21 protein-coding genes and 2 pseudogenes are annotated in these 20260 nt (G+C 63.7%); 7 read left to right on the top strand and 16 right to left on the bottom strand.

Annotated features, from left to right (window positions below; all coding sequences use genetic code 11):
• Window positions 1-80: 80 nt before the first annotated feature.
• Window positions 81-470, top strand: a complete 390-nt coding sequence (locus AU465_RS15435; RefSeq protein WP_192248970.1) for an SET domain-containing protein — start codon at window positions 81-83, stop codon at window positions 468-470.
• Between the two features lie 36 nt (window positions 471-506).
• On the opposite strand, the pseudogene AU465_RS37825 reads toward AU465_RS15435, so the two are convergent.
• From AU465_RS37825 to AU465_RS15410, 5 genes and pseudogenes are all read right to left on the bottom strand, one after another.
• A pseudogene (locus AU465_RS37825) lies at window positions 507-3103 on the bottom strand (AMP-binding protein).
• Between the two features lie 124 nt (window positions 3104-3227).
• Window positions 3228-4175: a cytochrome c gene (locus tag AU465_RS15425; protein WP_192248967.1), complete on the bottom strand. Its 948-nt coding sequence runs from the start codon at window positions 4173-4175 to the stop codon at window positions 3228-3230.
• A 9-nt stretch (window positions 4176-4184) separates the two neighbouring features.
• Window positions 4185-4622, bottom strand: a complete 438-nt coding sequence (locus tag AU465_RS15420) for a c-type cytochrome (RefSeq protein WP_192248964.1) — start codon at window positions 4620-4622, stop codon at window positions 4185-4187.
• Window positions 4623-4783: 161 nt separating this feature from the next.
• Window positions 4784-5386 (bottom strand): superoxide dismutase, encoded by a 603-nt coding sequence (locus tag AU465_RS15415; RefSeq protein WP_192248961.1) that lies wholly within the window; start codon window positions 5384-5386, stop codon window positions 4784-4786.
• 108 nt (window positions 5387-5494) lie between these two features.
• On the bottom strand, window positions 5495-6373 hold the full coding sequence (locus AU465_RS15410) for a branched-chain amino acid aminotransferase (RefSeq protein ID WP_192248958.1): 879 nt from the start codon (window positions 6371-6373) through the stop codon (window positions 5495-5497).
• A gap of 153 nt (window positions 6374-6526) precedes the next feature.
• Here AU465_RS15410 and AU465_RS15405 point away from each other — a divergent pair, with 153 nt between their 5' ends.
• Together AU465_RS15405 and AU465_RS15400 are read left to right on the top strand one after the other, a co-directional pair.
• Entirely contained in the window at window positions 6527-7189 is a 663-nt protein-coding gene (locus tag AU465_RS15405) for a haloacid dehalogenase type II (protein ID WP_192248955.1), read from the top strand.
• A 172-nt stretch (window positions 7190-7361) separates the two neighbouring features.
• The gene (locus AU465_RS15400) at window positions 7362-8183 is read left to right on the top strand and encodes a L,D-transpeptidase (protein ID WP_192248952.1); all 822 of its coding nucleotides are present in this window, start codon (window positions 7362-7364) and stop codon (window positions 8181-8183) included.
• A gap of 6 nt (window positions 8184-8189) precedes the next feature.
• Here AU465_RS15400 and pdxR read toward each other — a convergent pair whose 3' ends face one another.
• The gene (gene pdxR, locus AU465_RS15395; protein ID WP_210325110.1) at window positions 8190-9608 is read right to left on the bottom strand and encodes a MocR-like pyridoxine biosynthesis transcription factor PdxR; all 1419 of its coding nucleotides are present in this window, start codon (window positions 9606-9608) and stop codon (window positions 8190-8192) included.
• A gap of 85 nt (window positions 9609-9693) precedes the next feature.
• Here pdxR and AU465_RS15390 point away from each other — a divergent pair, with 85 nt between their 5' ends.
• Complete coding sequence (locus AU465_RS15390) at window positions 9694-10317, top strand: FMN-binding negative transcriptional regulator (protein ID WP_192248946.1); 624 nt, start codon at window positions 9694-9696, stop codon at window positions 10315-10317.
• A 34-nt stretch (window positions 10318-10351) separates the two neighbouring features.
• Window positions 10352-11002: a LysE family translocator gene (locus AU465_RS15385; RefSeq protein WP_192248943.1), complete on the top strand. Its 651-nt coding sequence runs from the start codon at window positions 10352-10354 to the stop codon at window positions 11000-11002.
• 19 nt (window positions 11003-11021) lie between these two features.
• Here AU465_RS15385 and AU465_RS15380 read toward each other — a convergent pair whose 3' ends face one another.
• The 7 genes and pseudogenes from AU465_RS15380 to AU465_RS15350 all read right to left on the bottom strand — a co-directional run bounded on the left by AU465_RS15380 (window position 11022) and on the right by AU465_RS15350 (window position 17085).
• Window positions 11022-11834, bottom strand: a complete 813-nt coding sequence (locus AU465_RS15380) for a 3-methyl-2-oxobutanoate hydroxymethyltransferase (protein WP_192248940.1) — start codon at window positions 11832-11834, stop codon at window positions 11022-11024.
• A 9-nt stretch (window positions 11835-11843) separates the two neighbouring features.
• Window positions 11844-12626, bottom strand: coding sequence for a TIM barrel protein (locus AU465_RS15375; protein ID WP_192248937.1), 783 nt, complete (start codon window positions 12624-12626; stop codon window positions 11844-11846).
• A 1-nt stretch (window position 12627) separates the two neighbouring features.
• A pseudogene (locus AU465_RS15370) lies at window positions 12628-12937 on the bottom strand (MocE family 2Fe-2S type ferredoxin).
• A gap of 109 nt (window positions 12938-13046) precedes the next feature.
• A complete protein-coding gene (locus AU465_RS15365; protein ID WP_192248934.1) occupies window positions 13047-13850 on the bottom strand; it encodes an ATP-binding cassette domain-containing protein in 804 nt (267 codons plus the stop codon).
• On the bottom strand, window positions 13850-14851 hold the full coding sequence (locus tag AU465_RS15360; protein WP_192248931.1) for an ABC transporter permease: 1002 nt from the start codon (window positions 14849-14851) through the stop codon (window positions 13850-13852). The genes AU465_RS15365 and AU465_RS15360 overlap by 1 nt, the downstream gene beginning before the upstream one ends.
• A 141-nt stretch (window positions 14852-14992) precedes the next feature.
• Window positions 14993-15973, bottom strand: a complete 981-nt coding sequence (locus tag AU465_RS15355) for a sugar ABC transporter substrate-binding protein (RefSeq protein ID WP_192248930.1) — start codon at window positions 15971-15973, stop codon at window positions 14993-14995.
• A gap of 104 nt (window positions 15974-16077) precedes the next feature.
• Window positions 16078-17085 carry a sterol desaturase family protein gene (locus AU465_RS15350; protein ID WP_192248927.1) on the bottom strand — a complete coding sequence of 336 codons (1008 nt, stop codon included), beginning with the start codon at window positions 17083-17085 and terminating at the stop codon, window positions 16078-16080.
• Window positions 17086-17351: 266 nt separating this feature from the next.
• Between AU465_RS15350 and AU465_RS15345 the strand changes: the two genes are divergently transcribed.
• Window positions 17352-18206, top strand: a complete 855-nt coding sequence (locus AU465_RS15345) for a LacI family DNA-binding transcriptional regulator (protein ID WP_246506117.1) — start codon at window positions 17352-17354, stop codon at window positions 18204-18206.
• Between the two features lie 4 nt (window positions 18207-18210).
• Window positions 18211-18390, top strand: coding sequence for a hypothetical protein (locus AU465_RS36545; RefSeq protein WP_246506116.1), 180 nt, complete (start codon window positions 18211-18213; stop codon window positions 18388-18390).
• A gap of 33 nt (window positions 18391-18423) precedes the next feature.
• On the opposite strand, the gene AU465_RS15340 is transcribed toward AU465_RS36545, so the two are convergent.
• The 3 genes from AU465_RS15340 to AU465_RS15330 are packed head-to-tail and all read right to left on the bottom strand — an operon-like array spanning window position 18424 to window position 20132.
• The gene (locus AU465_RS15340) at window positions 18424-18897 is read right to left on the bottom strand and encodes a DUF4189 domain-containing protein (RefSeq protein ID WP_192248923.1); all 474 of its coding nucleotides are present in this window, start codon (window positions 18895-18897) and stop codon (window positions 18424-18426) included.
• A 50-nt stretch (window positions 18898-18947) separates the two neighbouring features.
• Window positions 18948-19667 (bottom strand): hypothetical protein, encoded by a 720-nt coding sequence (locus AU465_RS15335; protein WP_192248920.1) that lies wholly within the window; start codon window positions 19665-19667, stop codon window positions 18948-18950.
• 12 nt (window positions 19668-19679) lie between these two features.
• Complete coding sequence (locus AU465_RS15330; protein ID WP_312891257.1) at window positions 19680-20132, bottom strand: invasion associated locus B family protein; 453 nt, start codon at window positions 20130-20132, stop codon at window positions 19680-19682.
• Window positions 20133-20260: the final 128 nt, after the last annotated feature.

The raw sequence follows: 20260 nt of genomic DNA, 5'->3' as shown, positions 1-20260 counted from the left end.
GGCCACGCGCTACGCAATGCGCCGTCGTTTTTGGTCGCGGCCTTTCTGGGTCGCGCCATCTGTCATTCGCAGGGTTCGTCATGCTGCTCGTCGACGTCTATCTCGACAAATCGCCCATCCAGGGCATCGGCGTCTTCGCCAAACACCGCATTCCAAAGGGCGCGCTGATCTGGAAGCTCGACCCAAGGTTCGACCGGCGCATTCCCGTCGACACCTATGAGAACGAAAGCGGCCCGGTGAAGTCCTACCTCGATCGCTACTCCTATCCGGACCGGCGCGACCCGAACTACATCGTCTTCGAGGCGGACGATGCGCGCTACATGAACCATGCGGACGAGCCGAATTGCGACGTCTCCTCGCCCGAGGAAACCTACGCGCTGCGCGACATCGCGCCCGGCGAGGAACTGACCTGTGACTACAACCACTTTTTCGAGAACGGCTTCGACTTCCTGGGCGACCGCCACCCGTAGTCGGAGCGGTTCAAGTGCGACCGCGGACGGCGCGTCTTACGCAGAGAGCAATTCCGGCTGGCGTCCCATGGCCAATCTGCCGCGCAGGTTTCGAATGCCTGCCAAGGCTTTGCCGGCGATGATGCCTAAAGCGACGCCGCCGGTAATCGCAAGCAGTTTGAAGCCCGGAGCCGGCAGCCGGCCTGCGACGGGCGCCATCAAAAGCTCCGGGACGAAGCGGTGGAACAGGTAGATCGGGAAAGCCGCGACCGCGACCTGTGTAACCACCCGCCCTACCCCGGCTGACAAGCGAACACGCGGTAGGTAAAGAAGAACCGAAAGCGCGGTGAAGATCATCAAATACTTGACCGTCGTCCCCAGCCAGACCGACTCCCAAAAGGCTAGATAGCCCAGCACAGCGGCGGCAAACGCGGTCACGACGAGCTTTCTGGCGGGAGTGTCGGCCAAACCGGCGCACCAACCAAAGACAGCAAGGTGGAAGACCCAGTAGATCGCGAAGATCTGGCGGCTGCCTAAGTCGACGAACAATGGGACTGAAAAGCGCGCGGCAGCGGCAAACACCAAAAGGCCAAGCGAGAAGGCGAAGGGTCGAGCTCGGGCCAACTTGCGTAAAACCGGAATGGCGAAGATGAGAGCGAAGACCAGAAGCGTCTGCGCAGAGGCCTCGATGAACCAGTAGAGATACGGGATCATCTCGTGACGATCCGGTTCGGCATAGCCGAAGTTGCCAGTAAGGGTCATCGAGGCCCAGGGGGCCGCCTGCCAGGCGACGGCGTAAGCGGCGACAATGAGAAAATGCGGAATCAGGACACCGATCGCAGGTTTCAGCGCGTGCCGGATTCGACCGGCAAGGAAATGGACCGACTGGAAACGCGCAAGACTGTAGCCGACAAGCAGCATCATGACGCCGGAGCCGCCGGGGATAGGCCACAGCGTCTCGTGATGCACGACCACCAGAAGGATCGCCATGACCCTCAGCACCAAATCGACAGGCATCTCGCTTGCCTGCCTGCGCATGAGAGGTCGCTCCGCCGCATGAAGATTTGTCAATTCTGCGACGCTTAGCCGTTCCCAGCCGTCCGGCAGTTCCAAGCCAAGCCGCTCGAGTTCCAGAGCCAATTGCAGAAAGCGAAGGGAATCTCCGCCGAGAGAGACAAAGCTGTCGTTGCGGCCGACGGAGAGCGGGTAGAACACGCGGGCATAGGCACCAAGCACGCCGCCCCTTTCGGAGCGGATTTCCGCCCGTCCTTGCAACATCTCGCGCTGGAGGCAGGTATAGTCGATCTTGCCCGAGGCAAGTCTGGGGAAGTCGCCGCGCGTGGCAACGCGAACCAGATTGGCGGGCAAGCGACTGACTTCGGCAAGGATAGACTGTGCCCTCCCCACCGAGCCGGCGCCGATCACATAGGCCTGCAACCCTCGATCGTCGCCGAGCACCGCGGCCGCAATGCCCGCGCGCTCCAGCGCCTGCTCCATGATATCGAAGCCGATCCTGAGGCCGGCAATCTTGGCAAAGCGGCTCTTGCGCCCGACGATGCGGAAGAACCCGTGCTCGTCCCGTACGGCGATATCACCGGTGTTCAGGGTCTCGACCTCGGCACCGCGCACCAGATCGCAACGCTGCGCGCCGTAACCCATCATTACGTTCGGACCGCGATAGACGAGCTCTCCCGGAATACCCGATCGCCTGATCGGCTCTCCTCCGGCATCGCGATGCCAAGGCTGCCGCCCGGGATGGCCACGCCGATGCGCCCCTCCCTGTCGGAAAGGCTCTCGGGCGGTACGAAAGCGATGCGCGCCGTCGCCTCGGTCTGGCCATACATGACGAAGAAGCGGCCGCCCCGGGCACGCATGTGATCCCTGTAGAGGCGGATAAGGTCGGGGCGGAGCTGTCCGCCCGCCACCGTCATCGTCCGCAATGTCCTGAGTTCAGCGTCGCGAAAACGCGCCCTTTCCAAGAGTTCGTAGGAATACGGAACGCCGGACAGATTCGTGCAGCCGCCGTCGGCGATCACTCTGAGGAAATCGCCGTCCATGATCGAGATGCCGGGGAAGAGGACGCTGGCGCCCGCAATCAGATGCGAGTTGAGGACCGACAGCCCGTAGGAATAGTGGAGCGGCAGCACGAGAGCGGCCCGATCGTTCGAAGAGAGTTCGAGATAGGCCGCAATCGAGCGCGCATTGGCCTCGATATTGCCATAGGAAAGCCTGACCGCCTTGCCGGCGCCCGAGCTGCCGGATGTCATCAGTAGCAGCGCGAGATCGGGGTACAGCGGCTCAGCGTCTCGTGCGCGCTGCGCCTCCCTGACGAGACGCCAGCGGCCGTCGAGTGGCCGGTAGGTGAAATCCGGCTGGAAGGCTGCCAGGAAATCTTCCCAGAGCCGGCTGTCGCAAGGCGGCAGCATGGCCACCGCATGGCCCGCCCGCAAAGCTCCAAGATAGGCGACGACCGCATGCTCGGAGGCTTCCGCCGAGATAGCCACGAGCTGCTTTCCCCCCTGCCCCAGCCGTGTAGCGAAGCGCCGCGCAAGGTCGTCGAGCTCCGCATAGGAGAGACTTCGTCCATCAGCGAAGAGAAATGCTGCGCGCTGTTCGCCACGGGCGAATTCGGACACAAGGTCGAGAGAGTGCATGGGCAAGCTTCGGTCCGCCTGGAAACTGGCCGAAGCGCCTATAATACATGATTATTTAAGTCAACTAATATGCGGTCGTTTGCCGTGCTCCAACCGCAGCATGAATTGGGCAATACGCATCAAATCAGCCCGCTGGCTTCTTGCGCGCCGGATAGCCATTGGGGTGCGGCGGGACGGCCTTGAGATAGGCGGCGATCGCGGCGCGGTCGTCGGCTGTCAATTGCGCGATGTTGCGCTGCACGTCGACCATGGCGCCGCCGACGGAATCGAAATCCGGCGTGAAGCCGGTTTCGAGATAGTTGGCGATGTCGGCCTCCGACCAATCCTTGGTGCCGCCCTGCGGGGTGATGTTGGGCATGACGCCGGAGCCTTCGGCGGCCACGGCGCCCGCCAGCCACTCGGCCTTCTTGAAGCCGCCGGCAAAGTCGCGCGGCGTGTGGCATTCGCCGCAATGGCCGGGCCCCTCGACCAGATAGCGGCCGGCCAGCACCTTGTCCGGCGCGCCGTCAGGCAAGACGATCACCGGTCCGGGGCTGAGATAGAGCCACTTCCAGAGGCCAATGCCGCGACGGATGTTGAAGGGGAAGGAGAGTTTGTGGTCAGGCGCCTTGCCGGCGACCGCCGGCAGCGTCTTCATGAAGGCATAGAGGTCGGCGACATCGGCCGGCTTCATGCGTGCATATGAGGCATAGGGAAAGGCCGGATAAAAATGCTCGCCGGAGGGCGAAACGCCCTTCAGCATCGCATTGGCGAAGTCTTCCTCGCTCCAGGCGCCGATGCCGTCCCCCGCATCCTGCGAGATGTTGGGCGGCACGAAGATGCCGAACGGCGTCTTCAGCTCCAGCCCGCCGGCAAGCTCCAGGCGGGCATCACCCTTGGACCCCGGTTTGGCATGGCAGGAGGTGCAGCCGCCGGCATAGAAGATGCGCTTGCCCTTGGCCGCGTCACCGGGGCTGAGCTGCGCTACGGTCGCGGCATCAAGCCTGACGGGCGCTGACAGCGCCCAGCCGGCGACCGCGCCGGCGCCGCCCAGAACGACGACGGTGCCGATGAGTTTCCTCAGCCAGCCCATGGCCGACTGTCAGCCCTTCTTGATCCTGTAGGTCTGATGGCAGGTGCCGCAGTCGCCGCCGATCGTGTTGAGCTGCGCCTTCAGCGCATCGGCGTCGGCCGGCGGGGAAGCGACCGCGGCCTTGACGTGGGTCAGCAGCTTGTCCTCTGCCGTATTGAAGCCGGCCTTGTCTTCCCAGATCTTGGGCGCGGCCGTGGTGTCGCCCTTGTCGCTGCCGGCCGGGAACAGCGTCTCGGCATCGAATTTTTCGGCATTGGCCTGCAAGGCCTTAAGTGTCGTCAGCACCGCGGCCGCGTCGAAATCCTCCTCGCCCTTGACCACCTTGGACAACTGGCCGGCGAGCTTGCCGCGCTCCTTCATCAGGGCCTGGCGATCCTTGATCGGATCGGCAAAAGCGGCCGAAACGGCAATAGCGAGCATAGAGATGGCGAGGACAAGCTTTCTCATTCGATTGGCTCCGTGGTGAAGAAAATTCGCGACTGGACGTTAACGGACCTGACCGTGGGAATATTCCCCCGGTGCCGTCACGATTTTCGCGATCGTGATCAATCTCGTGTGTCGGCAGAAAAAGAAAAGCCCCGGCATGCCGGGGCTTTTCGTCAAATATATCAGCCTTTTACCTTCTCGTATAGCTCCAGGACATAGTCCCAGTTGATCAGGCTATCGACGAAGGCTTCGAGATACTTCGGCCGCGCGTTGCGATAATCGATGTAATAGGAGTGTTCCCACACGTCGACGCCGAGGATCGGCGAAGCGCCATGGACCAGCGGGTTCTCGCCGTTTGGAGTCTTCGAGATCGCGAGCTTGCCATCCTTGACCGAGAGCCACGCCCAGCCGGAGCCGAACTGGGTGGTGCCGGCGGCGACGAAGTCCGCCTTGAACTTGTCGTAGCCGCCGAGATCGGCATCGACGGCCTTCTGCAGCGCCCCCGGCAGCTTGTTGCCGCCGCCGCCCTTCTTCATCCATTTCCAGAAGTGGATGTGGTTGTAGTGCTGGGCGGCATTGTTGAAGAGCCCGGCATTCTTGCCGAAGGACTGCTTCACGACCTCTTCGACCGAAAGGTCGCCCATTCCAGCCTCGGCGGCCAGCTTGTTGCCGTTGTCGACATAGGCCTTGTGGTGCTTGTCGTGGTGATACTCCAGCGTCTCCTTCGACATGTAAGGCTGCAGGGCCTCATAGTCGTAAGGCAAAGCGGGCAACTCAAAAGCCATGGATGGTACTCCCTCGTGGAAAAAATCCGGTGAAACTACCGAACTAAGATAGGTCTGGAATGGGTTGGGGCAACTCCAGAACGAAGCGCCGATCGCCTTTTTATCGGCTCAGGCGGCGGAAGTCGAATGCGCCCAATCCCAGTAGAGTTCGCGCGCCTTCTTGGCCACCGGTCCGGGCTGAAGGTTGCGGTCCTCAATGCGGGTGACCGGCACCACCTTCGAATGGTTGCCGGTCGAGAAGATCTCGTCCGCTTCGAGGAAATCGCGGATCGACAATGCCTTCTCGGTGGTCCTGAAGCCGTAGTCGCCGAGCAGGTTGATCGTGCGCGAGCGGGTGATGCCGGAAAGGAAGGTGCCGTTCGCGGCCGGCGTCATCACATGGCCGTCCTTGACCAGGAAAATATTGGAGGTGCCGGTTTCGGCGACATTGCCCAGCATATCCAGCACCAGCGCGTTGTCGAAGCCGCGCATCTTGGCCTCGAGGATAGCGCGGCCGTTGTTGGGATAGAGGCAGCCGGCCTTGGCGTTGGTCGGCATCGTCTCGATGGTCGGCCGCCGGAACGGCGAGACGCCGATCGAAAAGCCGGAAGGCGGAATCATCGGCGATTCGTAGAGGCAAAGACAGAAGCGGGTCGAGGACGGGTCCGCCGGCACGCCCATATAGCCGCCATGCTCGGCCCAGTACATCGGCCTGATATAGACGGCGGTCTTGCCGTCGAATTTCTTCATGCCATCCCAGGTCAGCCCGACAATCTGCTCCGTCGTCATGGAAGGCTTCAGGCCGAGCGCGATCGCCGAGGCGTTGACGCGCGCGGCGTGACGATCGAGATCTGGCGCCACGCCTTCGAACCAGCGGGCGCCGTCGAACACGCTGGTGCCCAGCCACATGGCATGGCTGCGCGGTCCGAGAATGGCGACGTTGCCCTCATACCAGTCGCCGTCCACATAGGTCCATGTCGCGGACTGCGCCGCCGCCGCCAGAGTCATCGTTTGCCGTCCATTTGGATGATTTCAGGCCGCCATAGGACGATGCTTTGACAGCCGGCGTCAACCAACATCGGTAAAAATCGTTGAGGCCAGAGGCACTTGACCTCAATCATTGCTTGCGCTGCGCCCCGGCGCGCCGCAAAACTTCTCCTCATGCATCATGCGGCCTATGTCTTCGACGCCTATGGCACGTTGTTCGACGTGCACGCCGCCGTGCGACGCCATGCCGGCGAGATCGGGCCTGACGGCCAACTTCTCTCCGAAATCTGGCGCGCCAAGCAGCTCGAATATTCCTGGGTCCGGACGCTGATGGGCGCCTACGCCGATTTCTGGCAGCTCACGGAGCAGGCGCTGGATTTCGCGCTGAAGAAGGTGCCCTCGGCCGATCCGACGCTAAGAGCAAGGCTGCTCGAAGCCTATTGGCGGCTCGACTGCTATCCGGAAGTGCCGGCGGTGCTGAAAGCGCTGAAAGCATCCGGCGCGAAGCTCGCGATCCTGTCCAACGGGTCGCCGGAAATGTTGCGTGCGGCGGTGAAATCCGCGGCGCTGGACCAGATCCTGGACGACGTCTTCTCGGTCGATGAGATCAAGCGCTTCAAGACCGATCCCTCGGTCTACGACATGGTGGTCACCGGCTGGCGGCTCTATCCGGGGGCGGTGTCCTTCCAGTCCTCCAACCGCTGGGACGTCGCGGGCGCCACCAGGTTCGGCTTCCGCACCGTCTGGATCAATCGCACCGACCAGCCGGACGAATACCGGGACTTTCCGCCGGGGCTGATCCTGCCCTCGCTCGAAGGCCTTTTGGGGGACGTCTGACCCTCCTGTTGCTGCAGGGCAACAGATGTGTCGCGGTCACAGCTTCGCCTTTGTTTGTCCACCCTGAGGTCAGAATTGGAACCGCCTATCACCGCCGACTGTTATTGGAACCGCCGGCGGCCAGCCTGCGGATTCATGCTTTCTTGCGAATTAAGACCTAGAAAAGGCAATCATGTCAGACGCTTCCTTCCGCATCAGCCGCCGCGGCTTCCTCAATCTCACAGCCCTTGGCGCCGCTTCGGCCGCGGTTTCCGCCTGCTCCACCACCGGTCCAGGTCCCGAACCGGTCCAGCCGCCACCGCCGGCCTATGTCGAGCCGCCGCTCGGCGATTACGAGACGATGTATGGCGCGATGTCGGACAACGGCTTCGACCTGCCGGCCATCCCGGTGAACAAGATCGATCACAGATTCTTGCGCCAGATCGTTCCCGATCCGACCGGACAGCGGCCGGGCACGATCGTGGTCGATACCACCAACCACTTCCTCTATCTGGTGCGTGAGGGCGGCCAAGCGATCCGCTACGGTGTCGGCCTCGGCCGCGCCGGCTTCGAATGGTCGGGCGATGCGGTCGTCCAGTGGAAGCAGAAGTGGCCGAAATGGACGCCGCCGGACGAGATGGTCGCGCGCCAGCCGGAACTGACGCAATACAGCGCCAAGAACGGCGGCATGACGGGCGGATTGAAGAACCCGCTCGGCGCCCGCGCGCTCTATTTGTTCCAGGGCAACCAGGACACGCTCTATCGCCTGCACGGCTCGCCGGAATGGTGGTCGATCGGCAAGTCGGTCTCCTCGGGCTGCGTGCGGCTGATCAACCAGGACATCATCGACCTCTACGACCGCGTGCCGAACAAATCGCCGGTCGTCGTGACGGCCGATATCGGCGAGCCCGTGGCGGACATGCCGGAGCGCCGAGCCATACCGATCGACAACGGCGTGCCGACCGGCTCGATCCTGCTCGGTCCGGTAAGGCGGATGACCAACGAGATCTTCTGAGCTGCCTTAGCGGTGCTCGGCCAACAGCGTCGCCAGCACCGCAACGCCGCGCCGCAGCGCCTCCGTGTCGAGCCCGGCGTAACCGAGGATGAAGCCGGCCGTTCCAGGTCGCGGCTCGCTCGGATCATAGAGCGGCGACACGGGATAGAGGCCGATCCCGGCGGCGCGCGCCGCCGCGATGATCGCCGGCTCGCGCTCGGCGGCGATGCCGTTCATCCAGGCAACGACGTGCAGTCCGGTTTCGGCTCCCGCGACGACGACCCTTGGCCCCAGATGATCGGCCAACGCCTGCAGCAGGACCTCCCTGCGCTCGGCGTTTTTCCTGCGGATGCTGCGGACGTGACGCTCGTAGGCTCCGCTCGCCAGCAGGTCGGCCAACGCGTCCTGCTCCAGCATCGGAGCATGCCGGTCGGTAAGGCGCTTTGCTTCGCTGAACGCCCGACGCAGGCTTGCAGGGACGACGAGATAGCCGAGCCGCAAGGTTGGCGAGAGCGTCTTCGACAGCGTGCCGACATAGATGACCGAGTCTTGATCGAGCGTCTGCAGAGGCGGGATGGGGGCGATGTCGTGACGGTATTCGCCATCATAGTCGTCTTCGACAATGTAGGCGCCTGATGCCGTGGCCCAGGCCAGGAGGGAGCGCCGCCGCGTCGCCGAAAGCACGCCGCCGAGCGGGAACTGATGCGACGGCGTCACATAAGCCAGACGGGCCGGCGGCAGTGCATCCGTCCTTAGCCCGTCCGCGTCGACCGCAACGGGCATCGCAATACCGCCTGCCGCCACGAAGGCATGGCGTGCGAGCAGATAGCCCGGATTCTCGATCACGAACGGATCGCCAGGGTCGAGCAGCAGCCGCGCGCAAAGGTCGAGCCCTTGCTGCGATCCATTGACGATGACGATCTGGTCCGGCGCGCAACTGATGCCGCGGGCGCGCCAGAGATAGGCCTGAAGCGCGTTGCGCAGAACGGAGGATCCCTGCGGATCGCCATAGCGCAGCCGCGCGGCGCGCCGGAGAATGGCCTTGTTCGACGCCCGCCGCCAGGCCAGCACCGGGAAGTCCGCTCCGGACAGGTCGCCATAGCGGAAATCCGCGACCTTGGCCGGCTGCTGTTCCGCCGGCGGAGGCAGAGCCAGCAGGCGGCGGGCGAATGCCGAGAGGTTCCGGGGCGAATCGCTCGCGATGGGCGCCCCCCCTGACGCTCTCTCCAGCCCCGGAGCAACGATCGCACGCGCGCCCTGCCGGATGATCAGATAGCCTTCGGCGTCGAGCTGGTTATAGGCGGCCGTCACGGTGGTTCGCGACGCGCCCCATTCGGCGGCGAAGGCCCGCGTCGACGGCAGGCGGTCGCCGGGCTGGTAGCCGCCGCTGTGGATCTGCGCCTTGATCGCCGCGATGATCCGGCGCGCGACACCATCTTGTTCCAACTGGACCACCGAAAACCCTCAAAACTGGATGTTTCAAGCAAGCCAGCTTTCCGGCATCTTTCCATGCGATGCAAGGAGTTTCGCCATGTACATACCGCCCGCCTTCCGCGACGCCGACAAGGAAAGCCTGAGGGCAACGATCCGTGCCGCGCGGCTGGCGACGCTGGTCACCGCCACGGCGGACGGGCCGCTGGCGACGCCATTGCCGCTTTTCCTCGACGAGAGCGAGGGCGAGCATGGCGTGATCTATGGCCATGTAGCGAAGGCAAATCCGCAGTGGCGCATTCCGCCTCTGGGCGACGGCCTGGCGATCTTCATGGGGCCGGACGCCTATGTGACGCCGGCCTGGTACCAGACCAAGCAGGAAACCGGAAAGGTGGTGCCCACCTGGAACTATGTCGCCGTCCATGTCCACGGGGCGGTCGAATTCTTCGAGGATGCCGACAGGCTGCTCGACGTCGTCACGCGCCTGACCAATCTCCACGAAAGTGGGCGCGCCTCGCCCTGGGCCGTCTCCGACGCGCCGCCGGATTTCATCCAGGCGCAATTGAGAGGCATTGTCGGCCTGCGCATGCCGATCACGAGGCTGGAAGGCAAGCGCAAGATGAGCCAGAATCGCAACGCTGCAGATCGCGCCGGTGTCGTGTCAGGTCTGGCGGCGAGCGACCGGCCCTCCGACCGCGGGGTCGCCCCTCTCATCCCGTCGTGACACCCGATCCCGTCCGCTTTAAGCCGAGCCCATCATGCCGGATCTGACACAGTTCGCCTTGTACTTCGCCGCGGCATTGCTGCTCGCCATCACGCCCGGGCCAGGCATCTTCTACGTCGCCGCACGCACGCTCGCCGGAGGACGCGCGGAAGGCATTGCCTCCAGTTTCGGGACGGGCCTGGGCGGCATGGTTCATGTGCTTGCCGGCAGCCTGGGCGTTTCGGCAATCGTGCTTGCAAGTGCGGAACTGTTCACGGCGCTGAAGCTGATCGGCGCCATCTACCTCGTCTGGCTCGGCTTTCGCACCTTCCAGTCCGCCCGCCGCGAGGCAAAGACAATGCTGGACGGCAGCGCGGCTGCGCCCACGCTCGGCGCGGGCCGAGCGTTTCGCGAAGGGGTGCTGGTCGAGGCGTTGAACCCGAAGACGGCCGCCTTCTTCCTGGCCTTCATCCCGCAGTTCGTGAATCTGGGCGCCGGCCACGTCGCCCTACAGTTTATGGCCCTGGGCTTCGTATCGGTAACGCTAAACACCCTTGCCGATGTCGTGGTCGCTTTCGCGGCCAGCCGCATCAGGGAAGGCGCGGCTGGACGCACCAGCGTGATACGCCGCCTGCGAGAAGCGTCCGGCGGCGCGATGATCGCGCTCGGCATCGGCCTTGCCATAGCCAAGCGCCCTGCCCTCTGATTGCCGGGCCAGGCTTACATCAAAGATCCAGGGACGCCCTGAAAGCGGAAAGCTCCTCATCGGTGATTGAGACGACATGCTGCGGCTCGGGATAGGCGCCGGTCCGCACGTCGGCGATGAACTCGCGATAGGCGGCGATGCGCTCGCGCTGCAGCCGTTCGAACTCCGCTGCGAAGTTGCGATAGGTCTTGGCGTGGCGCGGCCTGTGGCCAGCCGTGTGGCCGAGCACGTCCTCGCTGAACTGATACTGCGCATCGGCATGCGGTCCCGCGCCCATGCCGAGCATGATCATCGGCGTATTGCGGGTGATCAGCTCGGCGATCCGGTCCGGCACGACCTCCAGCTCGGCGCCGAAACAACCGATGGCCTCGAGGCGCTTGACATGATCCCAAACCGCCCGCGCGCTCTCGGCTGTCCTGGCGACCGCCTTGAAGCCGCCGGTCCAGGTGCATTGCGAGGGGATCAGGCCGACATGGGCAACGACCGGCACGGCGTTGTCGCACAGCGTCTTCTGGATATCGCGCGAGGCGGCGCAGTAGAAGCAGTCGCCGCCCATGCGCATGAAGTGATAGGCAGCGCTCAGATAGTCGTCCGCCGAAACCAGATCGCCAGCCGGCCCATAAGGAAGCCCGACCTGGACGAAGCAGCGTCCAGCGGCCTCGCGCATTTCCGCTGAGAAGAAACGGCCCTCGATCGACAGCATATCGACACCGGCGGCGTTCGCCGCCGCCGCTTCTTCGAGGCTGGTGACATAGAGCATCGAGATCTTTTGTCCGCGCGCCTTCATTGCGCGGATGTCGGCGACGGTCGGCCGGTTATTCTTGGTGACCATTTTGTTTCCTCAGATGGTGAAAGCGTTGCGGAAGGCTTCAAGCGCGGCTTCAGAATCGCCGGAGGCAAACGCCTCCATCCCGACCGGCCCTCGATAGCCCATGTCCTTAAGCGCGCGGGCAATGCCGCGATAGTTGATCTCGCCGGTGCCGGGCTCCAGCCGTCCCGGCACGTCCGCGACCTGGATCTCGCCGATCCAGGGCAGAGAGGCGCGGCAGAGCTCGATCAGGTTCCCCTCGCCGATCTGCGCGTGATAGAGGTCGAGGTTGAGGCGAAGGCCCGGCCGATCGACGCTCGATACCAGCGCCAGCGTGTCCTCGGCGCGCGCGAACGGCACGCCGGGATGATCGAGCGGCAGGTTCAGATTCTCCAGCGTGAAGGTGACGGCCTCCGCCTCGGCAAGATCGGCGATGCGGTTCAGCGTATCGCGCGCCTTGAGCCACATCGCGCCAGTGACCGTCTCGTAAGGCGTGACCGGCAAGCCGCCCTCGCCCAGGCTGGTGCCATGCAGGTTGAGCCGCGCGACGCCGAGGCGCTTGCCGACAGCGGCCGTCTCCTTTGCCGTCTTCAACAATTCGGCCGCGCCCTCGTCATCGGCGAGCCGGCCGCGCAGATAGCCGTTCATGATCGAGAAGGTGGCGCCGGATTTTTCCAGCATCGCGAGGTCGTGATCCGGCCAGTTCCAGAGGCCAACCTGGAAGCCCAATTCGGTCAGGCGCTTGACGCGGAATTCCATCGGCCGGTCGCGCCACAGCATTTCGGCACAGGCGGCAAGAGTGAAAGTCTCGGACATGTCAGATCTCGATATGCACGCGGCCGTTTTCGACCTTGGTTCGGTAGGTTTTGAGGTTCACGCAGACCGGCGCGCGCAAGGCCTCGCCGGTGCGATAGTCGAAGACGCCGTTATGCTTCGGGCATTCGATCTTGTTCCATCACGAGCCCGTCTGAAAGATGCACTTTTTCATGCGTGCACAGGCCGTCGGTGCAGAAGTAGTCATCCTCCGGACTGCGGTAGATGGCGAATGTCCGGTCGCCATGATCGAAGCGGATGACGTCCTCTTCCTCGATATCCTCCGTCGCGCAGGCGTCGATCCACATTGCCATTGTCTGCCTGCCATTTGTCCCTGCTGGTCGAAGAGCGGCCGGCGGGACGCTTGATCGCGCCGGCCGCGAGGGAAGATGCCCGTGGAGGAGGTGGGCGTCTTCAACTAGTTCATGCATGCTCGCCTTGCATGGCGGCGAAACTCTCGATCTCGGCTTCGAGTTCTGCCATCTGCTCGCCGCCGGCCATCAAGTCGGTGACTGCTTCGCGGCTTTTCTCGCCCTTTCGGAAATCGGCGGCCTTGGCGCCCCTGATGAGGACGGCGAAGTGGTCGCCGACTGTCAGCGCATGGACGACGTTGTGCGTGATGAAGATGACGGCGATGCCCTTCTTCCGGGCCTGCAGAATGATGCGTAGAACGTGGGCCGCCTCCTTGACGCCGAGGGCCGCAGTCGGTTCGTCGAGAATAAGCACGCTGGCGCCGAAATGCACCGCGCGGGCGATCGCCAGCGCCTGTCGCTCGCCGCCCGACAGTCCGCCGACAAGGCGATCCCCGTCGTCGATGCGGGTGATGCCGAGCTGGCGCATTTCGGTGACTGCGATCTCGTTGGCGCGCTTGCGGTCGTAGATTGTGAGCGGGCCCCAGCGCCTTGTCGGTTCGGCGCCTATAAAAAAGGAGCGGCCGATGCTCATCAACGGGAACGTCCCACCAAACTGATGCACGGTGGCGATGCCATGGTCACTGGCGTCGCGTGGGCTGTCGAACGCGACCGCCTTGCCGTCCATCTCCATCTCGCCAGATGTCGGCTTGTGGACGCCGGAGAAGATCTTGATCAGTGTCGACTTGCCGGCGCCATTGTCGCCCAGCAGGCAAAGCACCTCACCCTTGTAAACGTCGAGCGAGATGTCGTGGAGGACGTCGACCGGACCGAACGACTTGTTGATTCCGGTCAGCTTGAGCAGGGGCGTCGTCATCAGCGTGTCCTCGCCTTGCTGCGCGGAGCATAGGTAAGCGCCATGGTGCGGAAGGTGTTGTTCATGAGCACGGCCGCCAGCAGCAGCACACCGATGATCAAGCTCGCCCAGTTGGCGTCGAAGCCGGTGTAGAAAATGCCCTGGTTGACAATGGCGAAGGTCAGCGTGCCGAGCACGATGCCGACCACCGAGCCATATCCGCCGGTGAGCAGCACACCGCCGATGACCACCGCGATGATCGAGTTGAAGATGAAGGACTGGCCGGCGGCCACCTGAGCGCTGTTGTAGAGGATCGCCTGCGACATGCCGACAAAGGCTGCGCATAGGCCGCTGCTCATGAACAGAGCGATGGTGAGCCGGTCTGTCGGGATGCCCGCGTTGCGGGCGCTCACTGCATCGCCGCCCATAGCCAGGATCCAGTTTCCGAAGCGTGAGAGGTTGAGGACGAACCCGACAACCAGGATGGAAGCGATCCACCAGAAGAGGGTGACCTCGAACTTGCCGCCGAGATAATCGCCCAGCAGGAGCTTGGCGACCGGTCCGCTCTTCAATGCGACGCTGGTGCTGCCGGTCAGGATGACTGAGATTCCAAGCGTCAGGCCGGCCAGGGCGAACAGCGTCGCGAGGGTCACGACGAATGACGGCACCTTGGTGCGGATCACCAGCAGCCCGTTGATGAAGCCGATAGCCAGCCCAAGCCCGAGAGAGGCCAGGATGCCGACCAGGATCGGCGCGTCGTAGTGGCCCGAAATTATGGCGATGGTCATCGAACTGGCCGGAACCATCGAGCCGACCGAAAGGTCGAGATGTCCAGCGATCATCAAAAGCCCCACCGGCAACGCGATGATGCCGAGTTCCGCAGCGACGTTGAGCCAGCTCGCAGCACCGCCCGCCGCGAGGAAATTGGCACCGCCAAAGATCGAGAAGAAGACGAGCACGGCGATCATCCCGATCAGCGAGCCGACTTCGGGGCGCCGCACGAGGCTGCCGAGCGATGGCATCGAAGAATTCGGGGTATGCGGCGCAGTCGCTGCCTGGGCAGCTTGGTCAAGGGCTTGGGATTTCATCTTATGTCCCTGGCGTTGTGACTTGAGCGCGCGGGGCGGCGGCCGGCCCCCGGGCCGGCCGTTCGTCCATGAGCGTTAACGGGCACCGGCGGCGGCACCCGCCAATGTCGCGTCGACATTGGAGGCGTCGACGATCCCTGGTCCGGTCAGCACCGGCTTCGTCGGCAGGTCGAGCCCATAGTTGACGAGCCCATTGAGCAGCGACACTGCGAGGTAGCCTTGCAGGTAAGGCTGCTGGTCGATCGCGAACGACTGCTTGCCGTCCTTGATGCGCTGCAGGCCGGTCTCGTCCATGTCGAAGGAAGCGAGCTTCACCTTGTCGCCGACATTGGCCTGGCTGATGGCATTGGCAGCGCTGTTGGCATCGCCCGCGCTAATTGTGATGACACCGTCAATGGCGTTGTCCTTCAGCACGGCGGCCTTGATCGCCTCGGCGACCGCGGTCGGATTGCCGAAGCTCGAGGACGGCAGTGGCAACTGGCTCGACTTGCCCCCGCTCTTGGCGATTGCGTCGGCAATGCCCTTGCAACGGTCTTCGGTGTTGGTGGCCCCTGGCAAGGTGTTGACGCACAGCACGTTCTTGGCGCCATGGCTGCCGTAGTATGTGCCGCCGCCGAGACCGGCCGCGTATTCCTCGTTGCCGACATAGTTCATGGCGCCAAGGCGCTTGGCGGCGTCCATGCCGCCGGAATTGTAGATGATGAGCGGCACGCCAGCGGCAACGACTTCCTTGAACGCGTCGTCCATGGCTTCGGGTACCCAGTCCGGCCCGACGATAGCGCTTGGATTCTGGCTAAGCGCGGTCCGGATGAGCTTGGCTGCGTCCGGACCCAAATTGTCGTAGTTCTGGGGCCCGAGCCAAGTAACCGATCCTCCTGTCAGCTCGGCGACCTTGCCGGCGTCGTCTGCACCCTTTTTGACCTTCGACCAGAACGGATCGTCGGCCTTGCCGCCGATGACGAAGATTTTCGCGCCTTCGGCCATGGCCGATGTGGCTGCCGTTGCCGCTGCGCCCGCCAGCATGAAAGCCGCCAGGAATTTGGTGATACGCTTCATTTTCTCTCCTCCCATTTGCCGTCCTTCGACGGGTTTTGAAACTGCTGCCTCTGCGAGCGCTTCCCTCCCGGTCCGCGCGCTGCATGATCGGTGGCCCGCCGGGCTCAGGCCCGGGCGTTCACGCGCTCCCTCTTTTTCTGGAAACGGGCGTCCATCAGGGCCTCGCCCTCCTTGGTGCCGTCGTGCCAGGTGCCGAACCACCTATCGAGCGGGATCAGGCCGTCGCCGCCGTAGTTCACCTCGAAATATTTGTGGTGCAGGTAATGCGCATAGGCATGGCTATCGAGGCTCATATTCTCCGTCAGTTCGAACTTCTCGAAGCCGAGATGTCCGTTGACCGCGCCGAAGCCCGCTACATGCAGCTGGAACAGCGCGACGATCGGGTTTGACGGGATGACGAGGTGCCAGAAGGCGACCGCGTGGTAGAGGAACCCTTCCACCGGATGCATGGAGAGCGACGACCAGGGCGACGGGTTGATCGAATTGTGGTGGACCGAATGGATCCAGCGATAGAGCGGGCCCCAATGGATCAGGCGATGGATGAAGAAGAAGTGCACCTCGTGGATGGCGGGCGCGACCAGCACCAGCAAGGTGAGGTAATAGGGGTGTTCCTGCCAGCTCACCCACGGCACGAAGCCATTGGCGAAGCACCACAGGAAAAGCACTTCGACGACGGTCCATAGCGGGATGGTGATGAAGAAGGAACGCAGGAAATTGTCGAGGTTCTGGCTCTGGAACCAGAAGACGTCCGACGGCGTGTCGCCCGGGAATTTGTGGTTGTACTTGAAACGTGTCGCCTGAGCCCGCTGGATGTAATAGCGCAGCTCGAAAACGCCGTAGAAGACGAAGATCGCAGCCGCGTTGACGGCGTAGAGCCACAGCGCCCAGCCCCAGCCGATCGTCTTCATCGTCTCGACATCGGGGACGATGTAGAACCAGTAGAGCAGCGCGGTCGCCATATGGAAGGCGTTCCACGGCCAGAAATAGCCCGGCAGCCAGGCGAGCACTTTCGGCAGCTTCAGCGGCCAGCTCCAGAACGGCGCGACCTCGAGGCGCCGGTTCGGCTTCCAATCCCCGCGCTTGTCGCGCTTGCCGTATGCGAGATCGTCCATCAAGGGCCTCCTCCGTCCGCAACGCCGGCAAGGATGGCCGCGCGAAAGGGCTTCCTCCGCTTCAGGCGGGGGTCGAAGCGCTTTCTCTTCCTGCTTTAGCTATCCGTCAGCCGGCGATGCCGCCTTGCTTGCGTTGCATTGATAATCATCTTGATCCAAAATGAATCAAGAATAGAATGTTTATTCCAAAGTATTTGTATCATTCGTGTCAAAACTGCTTCGCGCATGATATTTTTGTGTCATGCTTGGTGCCTGGATGAGATGAAATGGATCAGCGGAAGCGCCCGACGATCAGGGATGTGGCAAGCGAAGCGAAGGTTTCCGTGGCAACGGTGAACCGCGTGCTCAGCGGTTCGGAAGCCGTCCGGCAAGGTACGCGCGAGCGCGTCATGCTGGCGGCGCAGCAGATCGGCTTCTACGGCATGGGCGCGCTGAGGGCCCGCGTGGCGGCGGCGCGGCCGCGCTACAGGTTCGGCTTCCTGCTGCACCAGCCCGGCCGCGCATTCTACCGCAATGTGGCCGAGGCGCTGCGCCTGGGTGCAGAGGCGATCGCGGACTGCGAGATCGAAGTGCGCACCGAATTCCTCGACGATCTCTCGCCGCAGAACATCGCGTCGCGCATGTTGACGCTCGGCGAGGAGTGCGACGCCATCGGCGTGGTCGCGGCGGTGCATCCCCTGGTCACGCAGGCGATCGACACCTTGCAGGCGCACAACGTGCCGGTCTTCGCGCTGATCTCGCAGATCTCCGCGACAGGCGAGGTCCACTATGTGGGACTAGACAACTGGAAAGTCGGGCGCACCGCGGCCTGGGTATTCGAAAATGTCTGCCGCGCGCCGGGCAAGCTCGGGATCCTCATCGGCAGCCACCGCTACCGCTGCCAGGAAATGAACGAGAGCGGCTTCCGTTCCTATTTTCGCGAGCACGCGCCTGGCTTTACCCTGCTCGAACCGGTGCTGACCTTCGAATCCAGGGCCATAGCGCAAGAGATGACGGAGAAGCTGATCGCCGAGAACCCGGATCTCGCCGGCCTCTATATCGCCGGCGGCGGTGTGACCGGCGCGATCGCGGCGCTTCGCTCGACCGGTCGGGCCGGCAAGCTGGTCGTCGTCGGCCTATGAGCTCATGGATGTGACCCGTGCCGGGCTGCTCGACGGCACGCTGACATTCGTCATCTCGCACCCGCTCGCGCGGATGGCGCAGGAGGCATTGGCCGGCATGGTGCGCGCCGTCTCCACACCGAAGGAGGCCGGCAACGTGACGACCATCCTGCCCTTCGACATCTACACGCGCGAGAACATCTAGCCGACCATCTATAGGGCCGGCGGCAGTCGACGCTCAGGTGCACACCCACTCGCGGATCTTGCACTCCTTCCCCTCGCCTCCGCACTGCGCCGTGGCCTTGTCCTCGGCTTCGCGGCGGGTCGTGGCCGACGCGGCGCCCCAGAACGGGGTTGCCGCGCCGCGGCTCTTGCCGACCGACAGAGCCGCGCAGTGCTCATAGGGATAGCCGGTGCCGTCATCGTCGTCCCAATGGCGATGGTTGCGGAACACCTCGACCACCCTGCAGCCCGCGCCATTCGCATTCTCGCAATATTTGATCGCGATGTCCTCCGCTTCCTGCCGCTTGTCAGCGCCCCAGAAGAAGCCGTGCCGGCCGTCGCCCGGCGAATAGGCGATCGCGCCCCAGATGCCCTTTTCCTCGCAGGTCGGCGCCGGCGGCGGCGCCACCAGGTCCGCCGCATGGCTTGCAATCGTAAGCCCTGCGAGCGCCGCAAGCAGCGGCAATGAAAGGCGGCGATCGATCAGCATTCTCGTGCTCCAGGTTGCAGCATTCAGCAATCCATCGTGGTCTCGGGCCGCTATCCGCCCAGGCGTGCGACCGAAACGACGATGCAGGTGTTTCCGGTCGGGACCAGCAAGGCCTGGCCGCCATTGTTGGCCAGGTTGAAAAGCATGGTGTTGGAAAGATTCTCCGCCGCAACGCTGCCCTTCGGCAGGGTCTGCGCGACTTCCTGGCAAGACTTCTGGAAAGGCGCCACGCGCACGAAGCCGCCCTCGCAGGTCTGGCCGACGGGCGAGGCAAAGACGACGCCGGCGGCCTGCGTCTTGTAGTCCGGCAGGTCGTAGCTCATTCCGGCGACGGCCTGCACGGCGTGGGTATCGGGCGAGGTGTTGTCCCATTGCGTCTGGATCGCATAGGTCGATCCGGCGGTCAGAGCCTGCCCGAGCGTGGCAAAGAGATTGGCGCAGGTGTGCAAGCCTGCCTGGCTCACATGCGCCTGAAACGGCGTCTTGTTCGCCGAGGCATCTGCCGGCGCAGCTTGCGCGGGCTTGCCCTGGGCGGGCGCCTGCGCTTGCGCCGAGGCCGTGCCGGCGACGAGTGTCCCAAGCGTAGGGTATAAGCGGAACGACAGGATGACCGCCGCCGCGACCAGGACAGCGAACGCGCCGAACAGCGCGGTGTTTCGCAGCAGCCGCCATACCGACGAGCGCGGCGTCGGCGGGCTTGCCGGCGGCTCCGGCAGCGGAACGGGCTGAGAGCGTGTCAGGATTCGATCTTCGATGGATTGGCGGGTCATCGACAAGTCTTTCTATTTGATGGTCGAGAGGGCGGACTTCAGCCCCTTGAACGGAGCATCGAGACTGACGGTCGCTCCCGACGGCAGGGAGTAGGAAACCTGGACAGTGGTCTCCTTGCCGATCTGCTCTCGAAGGACCGGGCCTACGGGCACGTAGCCGACGCAGACCGAGGCGTCGCAGGCCTGCAGCTGAACGTCCACCGGCTGCTTGCGGCCGGCAAATTTGAGCGAAAGCTTGCTTCCCGCGCCTGTCGCGCTCGGAGCTCGCAATATCATGAAGGGCTTGCCTTTGTCGTCCGCCGCGAGCGACCAACTGAACACCAGCGCCTGGGCCTGATCGATGAAGGACTGGCTGATGTTGCACACCCTCTTCCTGGCCTGCAGGTTCTCGTCGCAGATCAATGTCCAGTTCTCGAACGGACGCGTGGTCCGTTGATATTCGCCGAGCTTTACGTCCGGTGGCACGGCGACCTCCGAAGGCTTTATCCGATAGCCTGACGGGGCCTGCTCCTGTCCGACCCCGTGCGGGCCGGACAGGACCAGGCAAGTCATGCACATCGCGACAACAAAGACTGCTTGCTTGACCATGGCAG

The sequence above is a fragment of the Mesorhizobium silamurunense genome (genome assembly GCF_014843905.1).
GTDB lineage: Bacteria > Pseudomonadota > Alphaproteobacteria > Rhizobiales > Rhizobiaceae > Mesorhizobium > Mesorhizobium silamurunense.
The sequence above is the reverse complement of the archived record's forward strand: the minus strand, read 5'-3'. Positions and strand labels throughout refer to the sequence as shown.